The sequence below is a fragment of the Endozoicomonas sp. YOMI1 genome (genome assembly GCF_024606345.1).
Classification (GTDB): Bacteria; Pseudomonadota; Gammaproteobacteria; order Pseudomonadales; family Endozoicomonadaceae; genus Endozoicomonas.
Genome location: NZ_JAHHPM010000494.1, coordinates 1 through 4,380 on the forward strand (window position 1 = coordinate 1; position 4,380 = coordinate 4,380).

Annotated in this window: 5 protein-coding genes; 4 read left to right on the top strand and 1 reads right to left on the bottom strand. The window is 47.4% G+C overall.

What is annotated here, in order from left to right; all coding sequences use genetic code 11:
• Nucleotides 1-208: 208 nt before the first annotated feature.
• From KDK15_RS17560 to KDK15_RS21595, 4 genes are all read left to right on the top strand, one after another.
• The gene (locus tag KDK15_RS17560) at nt 209-1,141 is read left to right on the top strand and encodes a hypothetical protein (protein WP_257296691.1); all 933 of its coding nucleotides are present in this window, start codon (nt 209-211) and stop codon (nt 1,139-1,141) included.
• A 132-nt stretch (nt 1,142-1,273) separates the two neighbouring features.
• Nucleotides 1,274-2,569 (top strand): ankyrin repeat domain-containing protein, encoded by a 1,296-nt coding sequence (locus KDK15_RS17565; RefSeq protein WP_257296692.1) that lies wholly within the window; start codon nt 1,274-1,276, stop codon nt 2,567-2,569.
• A complete protein-coding gene (locus KDK15_RS17570) occupies nt 2,544-3,494 on the top strand; it encodes an ankyrin repeat domain-containing protein (RefSeq protein WP_257296693.1) in 951 nt (316 codons plus the stop codon). The genes KDK15_RS17565 and KDK15_RS17570 overlap by 26 nt, the downstream gene beginning before the upstream one ends.
• Nucleotides 3,495-3,537: 43 nt before the next feature.
• Nucleotides 3,538-3,657, top strand: a complete 120-nt coding sequence (locus KDK15_RS21595) for a DUF4116 domain-containing protein (RefSeq protein ID WP_373691399.1) — start codon at nt 3,538-3,540, stop codon at nt 3,655-3,657.
• Nucleotides 3,658-3,734: 77 nt separating this feature from the next.
• Here KDK15_RS21595 and KDK15_RS17575 read toward each other — a convergent pair.
• A partial coding sequence (locus KDK15_RS17575; RefSeq protein ID WP_257296694.1) for a hypothetical protein occupies nt 3,735-4,380 on the bottom strand: 646 nt, incomplete at its 5' end.

Here is a 4,380-nt window from a genome sequence, read left to right on the forward strand (position 1 = left end):
TTACAATGCAAGGCACAACGAAGGGAGCATAGCCGTAGCTATGTGACCGAAGTTGATACAAAAGCTCTCGAACTGGCTGCAGAGAATGATTATTTGAATTGTTATAAGCTAATTTGCTGCCACCGCAGTAGGGCAGTCTATTCTCGGACAGCCTCCCGGTAGCGGAATATTCCCGGGGATTGACTCAGGAGATCAAGGGTGCTGCGCAGTGGCTGTCGTGGGGAAAATCCGGCTTTTTGAGTACATACTTAAATTTCTTAATTCTGAAAATTTTGCAGTTCACATGATTACTGATAATACATCTATCCTATTTAAATTGCCTGGAGAGGTCGAGGTTACCAGGGAATGTGATCGACCTGTTAAATCTACTGTATTCTTAACCAGTATTCTCAAAATTGACTGTGCAAGAAAAGTGATTTTTTCCCATCTTGAGAAAAGGGATTTTTTAGCATTAAGAGAAACATGTCGACTAATAAACAGGGAAGTCAGTAAAGAAATTAATAGAGTAACCTACAGGCTGGATTTAAAACATAGAAAAAACCTGCTACACCACATAACAAGAGATATTTTCACTGATGGAAAATCAATCACCTTTAAACTGCTTAAAGGCCAGAAACAGAAAAATCATACCGGTCATTTATTGTTAAATAAAAATCTGAAGGATGAGTTTTCATATTATGCTGACCTGAAAAGAAAGCCGAAGTTAAGTCATACTCTTGCAAACATTGATTTTTTTAAAAAATCTAAAAAACTTGATATCCCTGAATGGTTATCAAGAAAAATTCATGATTTTTTCATCTATTTTGAAGGAAAGCCTAATATTTTGGACTGCCATGGTTTCTTGCATTTTGTTCTGGATGCACCATTTATGATGGGCCATTTTAACGACAAGCACCTATGCTATGACCAATTATTTAGCGCAGAAGTAAAATCTGCTGAGATAAATGATGCTTTAATAGCCGGGACTGCTATTACTATTTTTGGGAAAAATAATGAAAGGTGTCATTCTGCAGTATATTTAGGCAAGGGAGAATATATTAGTAAATTCGGAGATTCAGCCCCATTGATGATCACTGGTCTTGATAATATGCGTAAATTATTTAATGCACATGGATATATTCGAACGGTTAAGAGACTTTAAAAGAAAGCATCATTTAACAATTTCTGTCACATCAAGGCAGAAATCACCGACTGCGGTTAACAAGCCGGAACTTTTTTCCAGGGTGATTGCTCTAAGCACCCTGAAATCTATTCGAACAGATGACACGTGACCATGCAACCACTTAATGTCGGAGGACACCTTGACTTGCTAACAGCCGGTGCCGCTGGAGCCTCAAAAGCTTCGGAGAAACTGGACGACACTGCATTACCCACGTATGAAAAACAGATTCCTCGCAGCTCTGGTCCCGACGATTCGGGAATATCCGACAGCGCCGGGTTACAGCCTTCCTATGGGCACAATCGGTCTGTGGCCGTACAATCCGGAGTCAGGACGGAAGGCCTGGCTGCTACAGGAACCGGCGACAAAAACAATAGTACAAACAGCAGTACAGTCGTAAACTGCACCGGCGCTGCCAGCAGAGTCCCGCTGAATTGCGCAGTTGAGTGCGGGGATATCAAGATGGTGGCATGGCTGCTGCAAAATGGCACCGAGGTTAATGGCAGCAACGAAGGGTTGCGCAAGCAGCGTAAAGCCCTCAGGTTCCCCGGCAGGGAAGGGTTTACCCCACTGACCCGGGCTGCCATGTACGGGTTAGTTGACATCGCGAGGTTGCTGTTGGAGTCCGGGGCACATGTCGACTACTGCGATTCCAGGGGCATGACGCCACTGGCCACGGCTACTGCCCGGGGTAACACTGAACTTATGCAGCTGTTGCTGGATTACCAGGCGGATATTAACGGCAATACCACTGGCTGGCGGACTCCCCTGACCCAGGCTGCCAGAAACGGACAGGTCGAGGCAATAAGCCTGTTGCTGGAGCATGGAGCAGACATTCACAGCTTTGCCAACAAAGGCGGAACGCCACTGAATCAGGCTACAGTGCATGGGCATATCGAGAGCGTACGACTGTTACTGAATATGGGAGCCGACGCTAATAGTAATGCTTCTGGAAGGGGGACGCCACTGTGCAAAGCGGCGGGTATGGGATATATTGAGATTGCCCGGCTACTGGTGGGTCATGGGGCCAACATTAACAGCTTTGATGGCGGCTATTTCAGGTCGAATTCCCTGAGCGAAGCGGTCAGTCATGGGCATGTTCAGCTGGTTAAGCTGTTGCTGGAACATGGCGCTCAGTGGCAAGGTCCGGGTAACGTGAAAGGTCTACTTAGAATAGCTGTTGAGAAAGCTTGCATTGAGATCGTGAAATTGCTGTTGAAGTATAATGCGGTTGAAGTGAACGGCCATAAATACAGACTATTTTCACCACTGTCAGGGGCTGTCGCCAAGCAGGACATTGAGTTAGTGGAACTTCTGTTGCAATCGGGTGCTGATCCTGATTGCAATACCTTTTATAGGGACTATCCTCCCCCCCCCGCTGGTCATGGCGGCTGCATCCGGGCAACTTGAAATTGTCAAACTGCTGTTGCAATCAGGTGCCAAGGTTCGCGGTGATACCTTTGGGAAATATACGCCCTTGACGCAGGCGGCAGCCGCAGGACATTACCCGGTGGTGCAGTTATTGTTGCAATCCGGTGCCGATGTTCACGGTAATACCGTTGGGAAATATACGCCTTTGACGCAGGCGGCTGCCGCAGGACATTACCCGGTGGTGCAGTTATTGTTGCAATCCGGTGCCAATGTTCACGGTAATACCGTTGGGGAGTATACGCCCTTGACGCAGGCGGTTGCTGCAGGACATTACCCGGTGGTTCAGTTATTGTTGCAATCGGGTGCCAATGTTCACGGCAATACCGTTGGGAAGTATACGCCCCTGACGCAGGCCGCTGCTGCAGGATATTACCAGATGGTGCAGTTATTGTTGCAATCCGGTGCCAATGTTCACGGCAATACCGCTGGGAAGTATACGCCCCTGACGCAGGCCGCTGCTGCAGGACATTACCGGGTGGTGCAGTTATTGTTGCAATCCGGTGCCGATGTTCACAGCAAAACCTATGGGAAGTATACGCCCTTGACCCGGGCGGCTGATTCAGGAGATTGCAGAATGGTGCAGTTATTGTTGCGGCATAAGGCGGATGTTCATAGTCGTTATACTGGTAATGGTACTCCTCTGTTCTCGGCAAACCAATGGGAATACTGGGACATTGCTTTTGAGCTGCTCTATTACGGCAGCTGTCCGGAAAGAAGCCTGACACCGGATGTTATCCGTAAAGTCACTCAGAAATTTGGCTACAACCCGCAAGAAACGCCTCTCAGTCTGGTAAGTTTGTGCAAGAGGAGGCTGCTTGAAGTGCTTGATAAACGAACAATATCTTCTTTAAATTTGCCTTATTCTTTGAAAAATGAACTCCTGAAGGAAAAATTATTCCCATAAGTGTGTTGAAACTTTTTTTCATAAACACTGGTCTAAATCTGCAATAGAACAGCAAGGAGAGTTTTTAAAATATGCCAGCGACCGTCTCAGAAATGATAAATCCCTGGTAATGCTTGCCGTCAATTCTGATCCGGATATCCAGTCTGCAGCCCGAAACCAGTAGGTTGGATTCAGGCAACAGGACAATCTGTTTTTCACGCCAACCAGGAGGCTCAATTCCTTAACGGCAAAACAAAAGCATCATGGTCTGGACTGAACCCGCACGGGCACCAGCATTTCCTGCAGGTTTACCTTGCCTGTGTCATCATATCCCCTGAAGCGCTTCTCACTGACCACCGCAAATCCTCTTTGCTCAAGCGCTCTTTTTGCCGGAGGTGATTTCAGGGTTTCCTGTGTTAATGTGCCGAGACTCATAAGTATCCCCTCGGATTTCAGTCGTTGCACCTCTTGAGCGATGGCCCCTTGTGTTTCAGTGCTTAGTAAATTGAAATCCTGGCGACACTGCATCTTTTCCAGGCGAGTCATCCCTGTTGGCACGCGGACTTGTCTGAGATCATGGAAGCTATTGTGGATGCCACGGGTAATCCCATTTTGCCGGTCAGTTTTGCAGTCTTTATGGTCAGGGCTTGCACAGGTGTGAATGCCTGCACGGCTGGCAATAAAACGCCGGACATTATCATCCAGATACTTTTCCATGTTCTGCAGTGGCAAGGGCGTCAGCTCAAATTTCTCGGTGATCGCCGTTTTATCGGGTTTGAGCTGGTAAGTTTGGACATAGGAATCCGACCGACAGTCTTCACGATCGCTGCCAGTGACTTGTAGCAGATCAGAGGCACCGTGCATGGCGGCTTCCAGTTGCCGTTGAAAGTCCGGTTTCAGGGCAGGG

Coding starts and splice junctions, on each gene's coding strand:
- KDK15_RS17565 (WP_257296692.1), top strand. CDS start 1,274: ATGCAACCACTTAATGTCGGAGGACACCTTGACTTGCTAACAGCCGGT.
- KDK15_RS17570 (WP_257296693.1), top strand. CDS start 2,544: ATGGCGGCTGCATCCGGGCAACTTGAAATTGTCAAACTGCTGTTGCAA.